Here is a 13,331-nt window from a genome sequence, read left to right as displayed (position 1 = left end):
GCGGATGATGCCATGATTTAAACACAGTCATAGGCACGCTAAAATGTGACTAACATAACCAATATGCCAACCTTTGTCAAAAAATGCCTTTTTAGACGCGGCTTATACGCAGGATGGGATACATGATGGATAAACTATCAATGATAAATCATCAATGATGAAACGCTACTAACAGTGGACATTTACCTAACCAAGCAGCATTTTAAGCCGCGCCTGTGCCAAATACCCAAGGGCGTGATTGTTTGGCGTTCTCTTCATACGCTTTGATGCTATCAGCTTGCTGTAAGGTAAGACCAATATCGTCTAAACCGTTGAGCAGACAGTGCTTACGAAATTCATCGACGTCAAACGCATAGCTTTTACCTGAGGGTGAAATCACTTGCTGTTTTTCTAAATCCACGGTTAATTGGTAGCCATCTTGGGCAAAACATTCGGCAAACAATTCACTGACCGCATCTTCGCTTAAAATCACTGGCAACATGCCATTTTTAAAGCAGTTATTGTAGAAAATATCGGCAAAACTTGGCGCAATCACCGTGCGAAAACCGTATTCTTCGAGCGCCCAAGGGGCATGCTCACGGCTTGAACCACAACCAAAGTTTTTACGCGCAAGCAAAATGTTAGCACCTTGATAACGGGGCTGATTCAAAATAAAATCAGGGTTAATGGGGCGTTTGCTATTGTCTTGACCAGGATAGCCTTCGTCCAAATAACGCCATTCATCAAATAAATTGGCACCAAACCCCGTGCGTTTGATAGATTTCAAAAACTGTTTTGGAATGATTTGGTCAGTGTCCACGTTTGAGCGATCTAGTGGGCAGACAATGCCCTGCTCAAGGGTATATTTTTTCATAGTTCTACCTTAATAATTTCTCACGTCAACAAAATGACCGGCTAATGCGGCAGCGGCGGCCATGGCAGGGCTGACCAAATGGGTGCGTCCGCCATTGCCTTGACGACCTTCAAAGTTACGATTCGAGGTACTGGCGCAATGTTCTTTTGGTTGCAATTTATCCGCGTTCATGGCGAGGCACATCGAGCAGCCTGGCTCTCGCCATTCAAACCCCGCTGCGGTAAAGATTTTATCCAGCCCTTCGCTTTCTGCTTGTTGTTTAACCAACCCAGAACCGGCTACCACAATCGCTTCTTTGACGCTATCTGCGACTCTGCGACCTTTGATAACAGCCGCCGCCGCGCGAATATCTTCAATACGTGAGTTGGTACAAGAGCCGATAAACACCCGATCGACTTTGATGTCAGTGACCGGTTGACCCGCGGTCAAACCCATATACTCATAGGCGCGTGTCCACGCGTCTTTTTGGACCTCATCTTTTGCCGCATCTAAGGTAGGGACGTGCGCGCTGATATCAACCACCATCTCAGGGGAGGTGCCCCAAGATACTTGGGGTGCGATGTCAGCGCCTGCCATCTCAATGACGGTATCAAACACAGCATCAGCATCTGAATGCAGGGTTTGCCAGTAAGCCACGGCTTTATCCCACATTTCACCCGTAGGCGCATAGGGACGACCTTTGACGTATTCAATGGTAGTGTCATCAACGGCTACCATGCCAACGCGTGCGCCCGCTTCAATCGCCATATTACACACGGTCATACGTCCTTCCATACTCATGTCACGGAACACATCGCCTGCAAATTCAATGGCGTAACCTGTCCCGCCCGCGGTGCCGATTTTTGCAATAATCGCTAGCACCACGTCTTTTGGGGTGACACCTTCACCCAATTTGCCATCGACTTTAATAAGCATATTTTTCATCTTGGTTTGCACAAGGCACTGTGTTGCCAATACATGCTCAACTTCGCTGGTACCGATACCGTGGGCAAGACAGCCTAACGCACCATGGGTTGCGGTATGTGAGTCGCCACACACCACGGTCATCCCAGGCAAGACCAAACCTTGTTCTGGGCCTACCACATGCACAATGCCTTGGCGCACGTCATTGATGGTAAATTCAGTGATGTTAAATTTGGCACAGTTTTCATCGAGTGTGGCTACTTGCAAGCGAGAGACATCATCTTTAATGCCTGCCACACCTTCCTTACGTTCGCTCGCCACCGTTGGGACATTATGGTCAGGGGTGGCGACGTTTGCTGACAAACGCCAAGGGTCACGATTGGCCAATGACAAGCCTTCAAATGCTTGTGGGCTCGTGACTTCATGTAATAAATGACGGTCGATATAGATAAGACTAGAACCGTCGTCTCGTTGATTGACTAAGTGATCTTGCCAAAGTTTATCATAAAGCGTTTGCGCTGCCATGACACATATCCTATGGTTTTTTTATAAAAGGGCGTAGTAATCGGGTAAACAATAACGCCATTATAACAAAGAAAAATGATAATTTTAATTGATGATTTTTATATTTTATAAAAATTTTAGGAATGTATTGAGCGATTAAATAAATTGTATTTGTGCATACGTTGTCTTATAATCTTATTTAATGTATTTTTTAAAGAATGAAACTTTTATTTATATCAATTGGTAGGGTTTTAGTTTTGGGGGAAAGATGAATACCACAAATTTAAATACTTTTTTAGCGGTTATGCAAACAGGTAGTATCTCGCAGGCGGCTGATAAATTATTTATTACACAGCCTGCAGTAAGTAAGCGTATCAAAAACTTAGAAGACGAATTTGATGTCACCCTTTTTGATACCGTGGGTCGTGGTATTATCCCAACCCAAGCGGCACATGACTTGATACCCCATGCCAAACGCTGGCTAGATGATTACGACAATCTAAAAATTAATCTTAAAAATCGCCAGCAAACGGTATCAGGCAAACTGATTATTGGTACCAGTCATCATATTGGCTTACATCATTTGCCAGCTGTTCTCAAACAATTTATCCAAAGCTATCCTGCGGTACAGCTTGAAGTGCATTTTGTCGATTCTGAGCAAGCGCATAAAGCGGTCCTTGATGGCGACTTGTCATTGGCTTTTTTAACGCTACCCCCTGTGTATGATAAACGTCTAAATTATCATATGCTATGGTCAGATCCGCTGCATTTTGTGACAGGTATTTTATCGCCACTGGCGCATAAAATGAACGTGACGCTTGAACAATTGGCGAATTATCCAGCGATTTTACCCGCCGCTAATACCTTTACCAGTCAAATCACTTTAGCTGAATTTGCCAAATATAACTTAAAACCGTATGCCACGATGAGCACCAATCCGTTGGAGTCGATTCGTATGTTGGTATCGGTTGGGCTAGGCTGGTCGGTGTTACCGCAGACGTTAGTCAATCAAGATTTACAGCCGATTAATATGGATACCCCCGTTGAGTTGCAACGCTATTTGGGGTTGGTCACCAACCCCAATATCACGGTATCTGCAAGCATGGCAGCCTTGCTTGATATGTTAGGATTAGAGGTGGATGGTAAACATCGCGATTGATAGTAAACATCACGATTAATGGAGCGACATAAAAAAAGCCTATCAACGTGATAGGCTTTTTTTATGAGACTTACTTTTTCTGATAAGTTAAACGCAGCCCGTAAATCCAAGCATCGTTGTTTTGGAAATCACCCACTAAGTCGCCATTGGGGATTTTTGATTTGGCATCGCCAAACATCAAGTATTTCACGCCTGCCGACACGGCGACTTCGGGTGTAACATTGTACTTGGCGCCTAGACCCACATTCCAATGACCTTCGACAGGTCCTAAGGTGGTGGTAGGATCACCCGCGCCGCTATCCCAACCCACTGAGCCTGATACTGCCCATTGATTACTTAATTTTTTACCCAAGCCTACTTCTGCTGCCCAGCCATCATCTGAGTAATCAATCAAGTTTAAACCATTGGGGTATAGGGGTTTAAAATCCGCCCCTGTGGGTTTTTTGGTCGTTGCATTATATAGAGGCGGTTTGATTGAAAAATCGCTCCAAGGTACCCAGCGCAGTTTTGCGGTCAATAGCGTGGTTGGGTTTAGACCTGTTTGAAAGTCAACATTCACGGATTTTGGGGTAGTGATGGTAATGTCATTAGTACCTGAATCGCCAGTTGCAGGCATGTATTCATACGCTACGGTGTCATGATCAATTTCAGAGCGATAAGTCAACGCCGCTTTAAGCGCAATCTCAGGTTTGCTATAGGCTAAACCTGCCATCCAACCATAACCATTCGATTGGGCAAAGATACCATCATAACCTTGAGTAGAATTGTAGGCTGTACCGCGTAAATGCACTTCACCTTCTAATTTTTGTAATACCGGCCCGCCATATACTTGCCAATTATTTTTTTCGCCAAATTTGACACCCACCAAACCCGTGAAGTTTTTACTATCAACAGAGACGTTGGTACCTTCGTTGGGGTGCTGAGCAATATTGCTTGCTAGATTGTAAACTGCCCCTGCTTGCTGTGCGGTTTTAAGCGCGGTAGCCGCATTATAAGCGAGTGTTTGGTTGGTTGGATCTGCTTTTGCAGCGGCGGCGGCAGTTTTTGCAGCTGTGGCGGCGGCTAGCGCCGCTTGTCCTGCAGCAGCAACCTGCTGCGCGCTGACTGTACCATTGACAAAGTTATTATTGCCGGTAAACTCAACATCCGCGCCCCACGGCTGGTCAAAAAACACACCCACACTGACTTTATCATTGATGTCTGCTTTTGCCCCATAATTGATAAAATCATAGTTTAGCGCCATGTTGTTAATATCGCGACCTTCTTCGTACGTGGTTGGCGAAGGGGTGGTGGCCGCATTGTCTTTGCCACTAATTGATGGGTCGATGGTGATTCGTTCGATGTAAGCAAAAGTGCCATCTTGCGTAAACGCCCAGCTTGGCTGAGTTGAGCGGTCGAGCCCTGCGGCATGGGCAGCGCTAGCAAATGAAATGCTGACAATAGCGAGCGTTAAGGATTGCAATCTTAATGACATGAAATACTCCCTTTTACATGGATATTGATATAGTGCGAATTGGAGAGCTTGCTAAAGGTTGCTAAAAGGTATGAAAAACTTAGACAGGATAGTGAGGCCTTCCAATGGACCTACAAAGAATAGTTAAAAACTTACGCCTTGACAACTTATGGCTTACAAAAATAGCGCCAATTTCTGACCTGATAAGTCACTAATAGCGTATTTACAGTGACATAAACATAAAAAAACACCGATTAATATAATCGGTGTTTGAGTCAAAACATGACAAAGTATTAATTTACTCTAGCCAAATTCATTTCCATTTTTCTACCATCATTGTTTTGAACCACTTTAACAGGTAGATAATCAAGTTTTGGGGCTAACCAAAAACTGGTTTGACGGTCTTTGTCATCATGCACGCGATCGATACGCACCACATCAAAAGTGCCCGCTGGCACAGTAATGCGAGTCATGGCAGATTTTTTGAAGGGCACTGCTTCAACTGTATTGCGATCTGCCATGTAATAGTTACCACGGAATTTGCCTGCTTTTAAATCCTCGCGAATTTGAATTTCTAAACTCAAATCATCATACGCAGGCTGTGGCAAAGCAATGACTTTGTTTTGACCTTTATAATTGGTGACCAGCTGTTTTTTTGCATTATTAAAGTTCAATGTGGTAGTTCGACCCGTCCCCAAAATTTTGTATTGGGTTAACGCGCTCACCGGTAAGATAGCGCCATTGGCATTGACGAAATTGGCGGTTTGCTTGGCACTGGCTAATTTACCGACACTTGCATTAACATTATAAAAATACTGATTGCCAGTTTGGGTCAATACACGGCTTGCAGTACCATTGTATTTGCCTTCAATATTAAAATTATAGGTTGCATTAAAAGGGGCAACTGCTGCATTTGCCATAGAGGTGATAGCCATGGCTGACACGAGTGAAGTACTTACTACCAGTTTTTTTACTAAAGAATTTTTCATGTTTCATCCATCAAATAACGTTCATAAGATAAGGTTAAATCTGTTTGGTATGCATACAGTAGTATTGACGGCAAGCAAATACAAGCCAGTTAACAAAAGATTGTGATTGTGCAATAAACCACAGTCTTTATGAAGTGTTTGGGCTAGGTAGTTAAAAAATTGACAACAAATTGCAAAATTTCGTAATTTTCTGCTTGAACAAATTGGCATACATCCCCACTGTTAGACAGTGAATTGATAACATGTGATAAGCATATGACTATTTATGCAAACAGATAGTTATCATCTTTTTGTGGTCGGCAAAATAGCGGTGATCTTTTGAGCTAACCTCTGAGCTGATCACAGCTTTCAAAGCTAACTACGGCTTTCAAACAATAATTTAACAGTTAATTTATGGAGTAGATTATGGCAATTCGTCCTTTACATGATCGTATCGTCGTGCGTCGCAGCGAAGAAGAACAAAAAACGGCTGGCGGTTTATTACTAGCAGGCAGTGCCCAAGAGAAACCTTCTCAAGGTGAAGTCATTGCAGTAGGTAATGGTCAAATCCGTGAAAACGGCGATGTACGTGCGCTCGATGTTAAAGTCGGCGACAAAGTACTCTTTGGTCAATACGCCGGCTCAACGGTTAAAGTAGATGGTGAAGAATTATTGATTATGAAAGAAAGTGATGTATTAGGTGTGATTGAAGGTTAATCAGTCATTACTCTAAACAATCGTTTTTACCTAAAAGCTAATTTGCTTAGTCTTAATTTACCTAGTCTTAATCTAACTGGTAAAGTAATTGATAGCAATCGTGGTAGCAATTTGGACTACCTTATACAAATAAAAATTTATAATTTGGAGAATTTAACATGGCTAAAGATGTAAAATTTGGTATTGATGCCCGTGCAAAAATGATTGACGGCGTCAACGTATTGGCAAATGCGGTTAAAGTAACATTGGGTCCTAAAGGTCGTAACGTGGTTATCGATAAATCTTTTGGCGCACCAACCATCACTAAAGATGGCGTATCAGTGGCTAAAGAAATCGAACTTGATGACAAATTTGAAAACATGGGCGCACAGTTGGTGCGTGAAGTTGCAAGCAAAACCAATGATGTTGCAGGTGACGGTACTACCACAGCGACTGTTTTAGCCCAAGCGATTTTACAAGAAGGCATGAAATCAGTTGCCGCTGGCATGAACCCAATGGACTTAAAACGTGGTATCGATAAAGGTGTACGTGCCGTTGTTGCACAAATCCACGCGTTTTCAACCCCAGCCAATGACACCAAAGCCATCGCGCAAGTTGGCTCTATCTCAGCTAACTCTGACCAAACTATCGGTGACCTCATCGCTCAAGCGATGGAAAAAGTGGGTAAAGAAGGCGTAATCACGGTTGAAGAAGGTTCAGGCTTTGAAGACACCCTTGAAGTCGTTGAAGGTATGCAGTTTGACCGTGGCTACATCAGCCCATACTTCGCCAATAAAGCAGATACGTTGACCGCTGAACTAGAAAACCCATTAATCTTGTTAGTGGACAAAAAAATCAGCAACATCCGTGAATTGATTCCACTGCTTGAAAACGTGATGAAATCTGGTAAAGCGTTACTTATCATTGCTGAAGATGTTGAAAACGAAGCTTTGGCAACTTTGGTTGTAAATAACATGCGCGGCGGTTTAAAAGTTTGTGCTGTCAAAGCCCCTGGTTTTGGTGACCGTCGTAAAGCGATGCTTCAAGATATCGCAATCTTAACGGGTGGTACGGTTGTATCAGAAGAAATGGGCATGAGCTTAGAAACTGCGGACTTATCAGTATTAGGCACTGCCAAAAAAGTGACCGTTGGTAAAGAAAACACCGTGATTGTCGATGGTGCCGGTCAAAAAACTGAAATCGATAATCGTGTTGCCTCTATCCGTCGTCAAGTGGAAGAATCAACCTCTGATTACGACAAAGAGAAGCTACAAGAGCGTATTGCCAAACTCGCAGGCGGTGTGGCAGTTATCAAAGTCGGTGCGGCGACTGAAACTGAAATGAAAGAGAAAAAAGACCGTGTGGATGATGCTTTGCATGCAACTCGTGCTGCTGTCGAAGAAGGCGTTGTAGCAGGTGGTGGTGTGGCATTGGTTCGTGCTATCTCTGCGCTTGATAATGTCAACGGTGACAATGACGACCAAGCCGCGGGTATCAACATTCTACGCCGTGCGATGGAAGCACCACTTCGTCAAATCGTGACCAACGCAGGTGATGAAGCATCTGTGGTGGTAAACCAAGTCAAAGGCGGTCAAGGTAACTACGGTTACAACGCAGCGACTGGTGAATACGGCGATATGCTAGAAATGGGTATCTTAGACCCAGCCAAAGTCACTCGCTCAGCGCTTGAAAACGCGGCGTCTGTGGCAGGCTTGATGCTCACCACAGAAGCAATGATTACTGACCTGCCAAAAGACGACGCTGGCGCCGCTGCTGCCATGGGTGGTATGGGTGGTATGGGCGGCATGATGTAATCGAAAGATTATATCCCACTCAAGCCATTTAGCTAAAATCATAACCCTATTAAACTTCAGTTTAATGGGGTTTTTTAATTAGGGAAATTATCACAACCATAACGATGGAATTACTGGGCAATCTGCTACCACAAGCCAAAATCATCGGTTTATTCTGTATATTCAATGAAACTGTGCTAAAAGATAGGGTCAGTGGATTTTATGGGCGGATATTTTGCGTTAAATGGCGGTGCAGTTAATCATTATCCCGTCTAAAAACATACTCCGTTGAGCTTGAAGCATTTTCAATGAACTGATAGCCTTCCAAGTTAAAGTCTTTTAACTGTTGCGTGGTTGTCAGCTGATTTTCAGCGGCAAAACGCACCATCAACCCGCGTGCCTTTTTGGCATAGAAGCTTACCACCTTATATACGCCATCTTTGCCGTCTTCAAAACGGGGCGTGATAATTTCTGCATTGATTTTTTTGGGATTGACCGACTTGAAGTATTCGTTGGAAGCCAAGTTTACCAAAACTTTGTGTTTATTTTCTGCCATGCGTTGATTGATGAGGTCGGCAATCGTATCGCCCCAAAATTGATACAAATTCTCGCCTCTAGGATTTTTTAGTTTTGTACCCATTTCCAAGCGATAGGGTAGCATCAAATCAAGCGGTTTTAACAGGCCGTACAACCCAGACAATATTCCTAATCGCTCATTGACATAATGGACTTGTTGCTTAGTCATTTGCTGCGCTGCCAAACCTGTATAGACATCGCCATCAAATAAATACAGCGCCGCTTTAGCAGGTATATCAGCATGATCGGTGCTAAATGGCTGGGTAGTATGCCATCGCCAATTTTGGTTGCGCACGGCATTTAATTGCCCAAGTTTAGCTGAGATACTCATCAACGCCGACAACTCGGTTGGTGCTAATGTTTTTAATTCACCCATCAATTCGCAAGCGTGCGCCATCAAAGCAGGTTGGGTGTAATGTTGACTAAAATCGAAAGGTAAATCATTTTTTTCATTCAAATTTTTGGCAGGCGAGAGCACAAAGTACATGGCTATGTTCCGTTTACTTTATCGGTTAAGAATTCGAGCGGTTAAGATAGTAATAATGGCAGCGTAGGGCGCAAAGATAACGCCCAGACCACATAGACTAGGCGAGTTTGATTTTATCGGTTAACAAAAATTCCATCAGCGCTTTTTGGGCATGCAGACGATTTTCGGCTTCATCCCATACCACAGCACGCGGATCCTCTAGCAAATCATAGGAGATTTCTTCGCCGCGGTGGGCAGGCAGACAATGCATAAATAATACGTCTGGATCGGCTTTATCCAGTAATGAGCGGGTCACCATATATTGGGCAAATCGCCGCGCACGAGTATTTTGCTCGCTTTCTTGTCCCATACTTGCCCATACATCGGTGGCAACCAAATGCGAGCCTTTGACCGCTTCATTAACATCTTCGACCAGCTCGACACAGTGCGAATACTGTTTGATGAGGTCGGCATTGGGTTCAAACCCATAAGGGGCGGAAACCCGCAGTTGAAAGCCAAATTGATGCGCAGCATGGATAAAAGAAGCGCACATATTGTTGCCATCTCCAATCCAAGTCACTGTTTTGCCTTCGATGCTGCCACGGTGCTCTATAAAGGTTTGGATATCAGCTAGTAGCTGACAAGGATGCTGTTCATCGGTGAGCGCATTGATAACAGGCACTTGCGAATACTGGGCGAATTTTTCAACAATACTGTGTTCAAAGGTGCGAATCATGATGATATCGACCATGCGTGAGATGACACGTGCCGAATCCTCAATCGGTTCGCCACGGCCAAGCTGGGTATCGCGAGGTGATAAAAATATGGCATGGCCGCCAAATTGTCCCATTCCTGTTTCAAACGAAATACGGGTACGGGTACTCGATTTTTCAAAAATCATCCCCAAGGTGCGACCGACAAAAGGCTGATAAATAACCCCTTCATGCTGCATCAAACGCAGTTCGCTACCACGTTTAATCACTTGCATCAATTCTTCTTTGCTAAAATCCAATAACGTCAAAAAATGGCGGGTACTCATTGCCTGTCCTACATCCCAATTTTGTCAATAAACATTACAGTAAACTATCAGTATAGCGGATTTATCCAAACTGTCTAGCAAATTGACGCATTTGTGTCACTTTAACATCCGTCACATAGTTAACAGTTACGACTGATAAATCCACGTTGGACGTCGTGTGACCACGCTTAACAGCTCATAGCTAATGGTATCATTCCAGCTACCCACCTCATCAATGCTCGGTGCGTTACCCCAAAGCTGGACAGGACAGTCAAGGTTTACCTCAGTAGTATGGGTCAAATCAACCATCAACATATCCATCGCCACGCGACCGATGATAGGCGCCTGTTGACCTGCGACCACGATATAGGCATCATCGCTAATCACCCTTGGATAACCATCAGCATAACCCACACTGACAATGCCGATCCGCGCTGGGGCTTGGGCAGTCCAGCGACTACCATAACCCACGCTATCGCCCGCTTTTAGCGTATGAATTGCCATGATGCTGGCGTTAAAATGCATGACGGGTTGCAGGTTTAGCTGTTTGGCAGTGGCATGATTTACAGGTGTTGCGCCATACAAGATAATGCCTGGGCGCACCCAATCATAATGGCGGTCTGACCAGTTCACAATCCCTGCTGAATTACACAATGAGCCTTTAATCGCTGGGTTTACTTGGTCACGTAGCATTTGTAGGGTTGAATCAAATAATTCAAATTGTTGTTGGTTATTGGGATGATCGATGGCATCAGCGTTGGCAAAATGGGTGGTCAAAACAATTTCGTAACCTGACTCAGTTAATTGCTGGGCGATTTTCTTGATTTCACCCGATGTAAAGCCAAGGCGGTTCATGCCAGTGTTTAGTTTTAGCCACACGGTTGCGCCCGCTTTTGCAGGCTGCTGCAACGCCCAGTCTAATTGGCGTTGGTGATGCACCACGCACTCGATTTGATGCGCTATACAATATTGCCATTCTGCTAACGAAAACGCGCCTTCAATCACTACCATTAGTTTTTGCCAGCCCGCCTGTTGTAGTTCTATCGCTTCTTGCAAACAAGCGACACCTAAGGCATCGGCTTGTGCGACGGCAGGTAAACAGTTGACTGCGCCATGCCCGTAGGCATTGGCTTTCACCATGGCTAATACCTTGGCGGTCGGGGCATAATCTTTGACGCGTTGTAGGTTATGGGTAAGCGCTGCTAAATCGATGGTGATGCTGGTTTGACGCACAATCTTGACCTTGTTGCAGTGAAATTTTTATTCATCAGGTTCGCTAAAGGAAGCGGTTTGGTAAAATTCAGGGGTTAGGTTACCAAAACGGGTAAATTGCCCTTCAAAGGAGAGGCGCACTGTCCCAATAGGTCCATTACGCTGTTTACCGATAATGATTTCAGCTGTGCCTTTAGCATCGCTGTTTTCATTATAAACCTCATCACGATAAATGAACATAATCAAATCGGCATCCTGCTCAATTGCACCCGACTCGCGTAAGTCCGACATAATCGGGCGTTTGTTGGGACGATTCTCCAAGCTCCGATTTAGCTGTGATAAAGCCACCACAGGGCAATTCATCTCACGGGCAAGCGCTTTTAAGCTTCGTGAAATCTCCGAAATCTCACCTACGCGGTTGTCACCTAAGCCTGGGACTTTCATCAGTTGTAAATAGTCGACCATCACCATGCCAAGTTTGCCATCATTGTCTTTGGCAATACGGCGACAGCGCGAACGAACCTCAGATGGCGGTAGCGCCGTACTGTCATCGATATACAATTTTTTAGCATGCAGATGGGCGATGGCGTTGGAGAGTTTACCCCATTCGTCTTCGTTCATTTGACCTGAGCGCAAGTGCGTTTGGTTGATAGCCCCCCAAGAGGATAATAGACGCATCACAATTGACTCGGCAGGCATTTCCATTGAAAACACCACCACAGGTAAATCGGTATGAAATAAAATACTCTCTGCCAAATTCATCGCAAATGTGGTTTTACCCATCGAAGGACGCGCTGCCACGATAATAAGATCGCCCGCTTGTAGCCCTTGGGTTTTGTTATTGAGTTCTTCAAACGGGGTCTTAAGCCCAATCATGCCTTCAGGATGGTCTTTAAGTTCTTGGATATTGTTGACGACATTGGTAATAACATCGCTTAGTTGGGTAGGACCCTTGTGTTTTGACTGGCGGCTATGGGTTTCATTGATGGCAAAAATTTCGCTTTCAACGGTGTCTAAAATATCACTGACACTTTGATTTTTTGGGTCAAAGGCAAGCTCTAGCATATGACTGCCGGCTTTGATGATTTGGCGTAAAGTCGAAAATTCCCTGACCCGCTGCGCATAAGCAGTCAAGTTAAATAGCGTCGCTGGGCTTTGTGATAGGATATCGCCTAGATAATCGCTACCCCCCGCGGGCTCAAGCAGTTTTTGCATATCGAGCCAGTCCATCACCATGGTGGCATCATACGGCTCATTGGCATTGGCAAGATGAGAGATGGCATCAAAAATATATTGATGGCGCTGTGCATAAAAATCATATTTGGTAATAATATCTGAGATGCGATCAAACGACTCTTCAAGGCTCATCAGCGACGCTAGGACGGACTTTTCTAAGTCCATACTGTGCGGTGGGTGCTGCGTCAGCGAAGTAGTCTTAAGATCGTTGTCTTTGGTTTTATCGTCTGCCATGATGACCTGTGATAAAGTTATTTTAAATGGTTTGAAAGGGCAAAAGTTTGCTAAAAGTTATCGCTTGCAAATCGTGAGTCTAACACACGCATCGAAATAGAACAGACAATATACCGAAAAAATCATTTAAATTCTAATGAGAAAAATATAAAAAATCGGCAATTTTTTTGAATGAAATCAGCTTGAATTTTAGGCTTTTTTGTTGAATTTTTACGCCGCAAACAATAAAAAAAAGAGACAGCAAAGCCATCTCTTTTTTA

At 44.2% G+C, this 13,331-nt stretch carries 11 protein-coding genes; 3 read left to right on the top strand and 8 right to left on the bottom strand.

Going from position 1 to position 13,331, the window contains the following annotated elements:
- Nucleotides 1–202: 202 nt before the first annotated feature.
- Entirely contained in the window at nucleotides 203–853 is a 651-nt protein-coding gene (gene leuD, locus ACH0AB_RS02600; RefSeq protein WP_007114912.1) for a 3-isopropylmalate dehydratase small subunit, read from the bottom strand.
- Between the two features lie 9 nt (nucleotides 854–862).
- Complete coding sequence (gene leuC / locus ACH0AB_RS02595; protein ID WP_406877040.1) at nucleotides 863–2,281, bottom strand: 3-isopropylmalate dehydratase large subunit; 1,419 nt, start codon at nucleotides 2,279–2,281, stop codon at nucleotides 863–865.
- Nucleotides 2,282–2,528: 247 nt separating this feature from the next.
- On the opposite strand from leuC, the gene ACH0AB_RS02590 reads away from it, so the two are divergent.
- Nucleotides 2,529–3,419: a LysR family transcriptional regulator gene (locus tag ACH0AB_RS02590; RefSeq protein ID WP_065252955.1), complete on the top strand. Its 891-nt coding sequence runs from the start codon at nucleotides 2,529–2,531 to the stop codon at nucleotides 3,417–3,419.
- A 70-nt stretch (nucleotides 3,420–3,489) separates the two neighbouring features.
- Here the strand turns inward: ACH0AB_RS02590 and ACH0AB_RS02585 are convergent, their stop codons facing one another.
- Together ACH0AB_RS02585 and ACH0AB_RS02580 are read right to left on the bottom strand one after the other, a co-directional pair.
- Entirely contained in the window at nucleotides 3,490–4,893 is a 1,404-nt protein-coding gene (locus ACH0AB_RS02585) for a hypothetical protein (protein ID WP_406877039.1), read from the bottom strand.
- A 272-nt stretch (nucleotides 4,894–5,165) separates the two neighbouring features.
- Nucleotides 5,166–5,861: a DUF3108 domain-containing protein gene (locus ACH0AB_RS02580; RefSeq protein ID WP_224054191.1), complete on the bottom strand. Its 696-nt coding sequence runs from the start codon at nucleotides 5,859–5,861 to the stop codon at nucleotides 5,166–5,168.
- Between the two features lie 402 nt (nucleotides 5,862–6,263).
- Between ACH0AB_RS02580 and ACH0AB_RS02575 the strand changes: the two genes are divergently transcribed.
- Both ACH0AB_RS02575 and groL read left to right on the top strand, forming a co-directional pair.
- A complete protein-coding gene (locus ACH0AB_RS02575; RefSeq protein WP_198001374.1) occupies nucleotides 6,264–6,557 on the top strand; it encodes a co-chaperone GroES in 294 nt (97 codons plus the stop codon).
- Nucleotides 6,558–6,715: 158 nt separating this feature from the next.
- Nucleotides 6,716–8,350 (top strand): chaperonin GroEL, encoded by a 1,635-nt coding sequence (gene groL / locus ACH0AB_RS02570; protein WP_406877038.1) that lies wholly within the window; start codon nucleotides 6,716–6,718, stop codon nucleotides 8,348–8,350.
- Nucleotides 8,351–8,585: 235 nt separating this feature from the next.
- Here the strand turns inward: groL and yaaA are convergent, their stop codons facing one another.
- The 4 genes from yaaA to dnaB form a co-directional block, all read right to left on the bottom strand.
- The gene (gene yaaA / locus ACH0AB_RS02565; RefSeq protein ID WP_406877037.1) at nucleotides 8,586–9,392 is read right to left on the bottom strand and encodes a peroxide stress protein YaaA; all 807 of its coding nucleotides are present in this window, start codon (nucleotides 9,390–9,392) and stop codon (nucleotides 8,586–8,588) included.
- Nucleotides 9,393–9,489: 97 nt separating this feature from the next.
- Nucleotides 9,490–10,410 (bottom strand): ornithine carbamoyltransferase, encoded by a 921-nt coding sequence (gene argF, locus ACH0AB_RS02560; protein WP_406877036.1) that lies wholly within the window; start codon nucleotides 10,408–10,410, stop codon nucleotides 9,490–9,492.
- A 126-nt stretch (nucleotides 10,411–10,536) separates the two neighbouring features.
- Nucleotides 10,537–11,622, bottom strand: coding sequence for an alanine racemase (gene alr / locus ACH0AB_RS02555; RefSeq protein WP_406877034.1), 1,086 nt, complete (start codon nucleotides 11,620–11,622; stop codon nucleotides 10,537–10,539).
- A gap of 27 nt (nucleotides 11,623–11,649) precedes the next feature.
- Nucleotides 11,650–13,071, bottom strand: a complete 1,422-nt coding sequence (gene dnaB / locus ACH0AB_RS02550) for a replicative DNA helicase (protein WP_062331227.1) — start codon at nucleotides 13,069–13,071, stop codon at nucleotides 11,650–11,652.
- Between the last annotated feature and the right edge of the window lie 260 nt (nucleotides 13,072–13,331).

The sequence above is a fragment of the Moraxella sp. 179-F 1C4 NHS genome (assembly GCF_045370505.1).
GTDB classification, from domain to species: domain Bacteria; phylum Pseudomonadota; class Gammaproteobacteria; order Pseudomonadales; family Moraxellaceae; genus Faucicola; species Faucicola tetraodonis.
This window is presented reverse-complemented; position numbering and strand designations above follow the sequence as displayed.

Bases quoted from the DNA above. Each gene is read 5' to 3' on its own strand.
- leuD (WP_007114912.1), bottom strand. From the start codon at position 853: ATGAAAAAATATACCCTTGAGCAGGGCATTGTCTGCCCACTAGATCGC.
- leuC (WP_406877040.1), bottom strand. From the start codon at position 2,281: ATGGCAGCGCAAACGCTTTATGATAAACTTTGGCAAGATCACTTAGTC.
- ACH0AB_RS02590 (WP_065252955.1), top strand. From the start codon at position 2,529: ATGAATACCACAAATTTAAATACTTTTTTAGCGGTTATGCAAACAGGT.
- ACH0AB_RS02585 (WP_406877039.1), bottom strand. From the start codon at position 4,893: ATGTCATTAAGATTGCAATCCTTAACGCTCGCTATTGTCAGCATTTCA.
- ACH0AB_RS02580 (WP_224054191.1), bottom strand. From the start codon at position 5,861: ATGAAAAATTCTTTAGTAAAAAAACTGGTAGTAAGTACTTCACTCGTG.
- groL (WP_406877038.1), top strand. From the start codon at position 6,716: ATGGCTAAAGATGTAAAATTTGGTATTGATGCCCGTGCAAAAATGATT.
- yaaA (WP_406877037.1), bottom strand. From the start codon at position 9,392: ATGTACTTTGTGCTCTCGCCTGCCAAAAATTTGAATGAAAAAAATGAT.
- argF (WP_406877036.1), bottom strand. From the start codon at position 10,410: ATGAGTACCCGCCATTTTTTGACGTTATTGGATTTTAGCAAAGAAGAA.
- dnaB (WP_062331227.1), bottom strand. From the start codon at position 13,071: ATGGCAGACGATAAAACCAAAGACAACGATCTTAAGACTACTTCGCTG.